This is a genomic window from Vibrio sp. ER1A (assembly GCF_000733315.1).
Classification (GTDB): Bacteria; Pseudomonadota; Gammaproteobacteria; order Enterobacterales; family Vibrionaceae; genus Vibrio; species Vibrio mediterranei.
In genome coordinates, this window is record NZ_JPJA01000081.1 from 1 (window position 1) to 1,988 (window position 1,988).

The following is a 1,988-nucleotide window of genomic DNA, read 5'->3' on the forward strand; positions in this document are numbered from 1 at the left end:
GAATAAACTCGTCTAATTCGATCATTTTTTTATACAAAAGACTCTCTTGGCTTTTTTTCTCTTGATATTTGGAAAAATCTAGACCTGTAAATGCTACTTTCAATCCAATATAAGAATCCCCCTTATCATCATAGGTATATGATGCTCCTGATTTACCTCTAACATTACTACTTCCGTTTTCTGAAATATTGTGCTGGGTTACTAGCTGGACAACGAAATTTTCATTATAAGACTTTACTGATGATTTCTCTTTATTTAATTTAGCGATTCGAGAAATTAGTTCAAAATTTCGATTTATAACGGATTTGATATTAAACATGCTTTCATCTACATACATCTCGTTCTTTACATAATTGTCACTCAAACCATACGAGTCTGAATACAATTTTTGCGAAGTCATGTTGTTAATACTGTTTTTATAACTTTCTACTTGTGACTCTACATTTAGTATAGAATCTTCAAATTTCTTTAAAGACACACTAGCGAAAATTTCGTCAGATTTTTTTAATACACCTGAATCAGCAACCTTATGTATTTTCTCTATAATCTTAACCATCGCCGCCTTGTACTGCCTAGATTTAGATAGAAAATCCCTTGAGTTCTCTATCTTAACTAAATTATTAGCTATGCTACGATATACATTTGAAACAACTGAATTATATTTATTTATTGAGGATTCTAAGTCTTGATATGCAGCTCTATTTTCATCGGACACAGTATCACTCCAGAGCTTCATAGTAGCGGACAGATTTATATTAAAGTCCGCTTCAGGATCAGGATGCCCTGGACGATCCATTTTTTCTTTGATTTCAGAAGTTAATGTGACTTTGGGAACAAAGTAATATTCATCCTTGAGTAATATTTGTTCTTTTGACTGAATCTCAGCTTTAATTTCTGCAGCTTTATACGAATTATTTACGGAACCAATGACCAATGCATGAATATCTTTCGTATACTCTTTTTTCTCCTTTTCGATATTCAGTATATTCTCAATATCAAAAGAAAATGAGAAACTTGAATAAGTAGTCATTATAATCAGTGCAAGAGCTTTATTTCGTTTAGTAATAAGCATTATTTAATCTCAATTAAAATCCGAAACCATAACCAACATATAATGATCTACCAGAGTAATTTTTGTATGGACTCCAATCAGCGGAGACTTCGATGTAATTATTAAATAATGGTTCCTTTATATATACCCCAGCTCCATAATAAATAGCATCTATATCATCGGAAGCACTACCAGCCTCTCGGTTATTGAAATAACATGTAGAGTAGTTAGAAAAACACTTCCCCACCTCTAGATGAGGAATTACCTTATCGGAAGGGTAAAATGCTAAACCTATAGCCATTTTCCATGACCAAAATCTACCTGTTTTGTACCTGTCATTTATAAGCTCACCTCTTCCATAGATACCCAAATCAGTATTATCAACTGGGACAACACCTGAAATATATCCTCCGCCAGCAGCCCCTTTATCAATTTTGTGGGCTCCTAGTCCAAACCCAATGATAGCTTCATTACTGTCTGCTTTTTTATTTTCTACATAGGCTAGATCAAAATCATTCTCTACTCCCCCAATCCTTTCTGCATTAGCTTGTGCTATCCCAAACATCGTTGTGCCAAGTACAAATACGCAAACTTTCTTAACATTCACCACTACATAACCTCTTGAAATAATTGATAATTGTCAATCATCAATCGTCTCTCCTTTCATTTAGAAAACTAACCCATCCTATAGCGAGGGAGACATGGAACATACACTTAACATTAATGACAATAATACCAAGTAATTGACATCTAATTTTGTAGGAAAATACGTAAAATAATAGCCTTATATCGTTTTCGTCAGACATATAACACAGGTCAATGAAAAGATTACTCCTTGCATAAACGTAACAGTCATGCCTATTCCCGTTATCTTCAAGCAAGCTCACTGGTTCCACCTAGATTCAAGCTACGTACTTGCATTTGAATGGAAATGTAT

General features: G+C 33.7%; 2 protein-coding genes. Both read right to left on the reverse strand.

Going from position 1 to position 1,988, the window contains the following annotated elements:
• A partial coding sequence (locus HW45_RS04875; RefSeq protein WP_038225338.1) for a TolC family protein occupies positions 1-1,072 on the reverse strand: 1,072 nt, incomplete at its 3' end.
• A gap of 13 nt (positions 1,073-1,085) precedes the next feature.
• Positions 1,086-1,658 carry a hypothetical protein gene (locus HW45_RS04880; protein WP_152559631.1) on the reverse strand — a complete coding sequence of 191 codons (573 nt, stop codon included), beginning with the start codon at positions 1,656-1,658 and terminating at the stop codon, positions 1,086-1,088.
• Between the last annotated feature and the right edge of the window lie 330 nt (positions 1,659-1,988).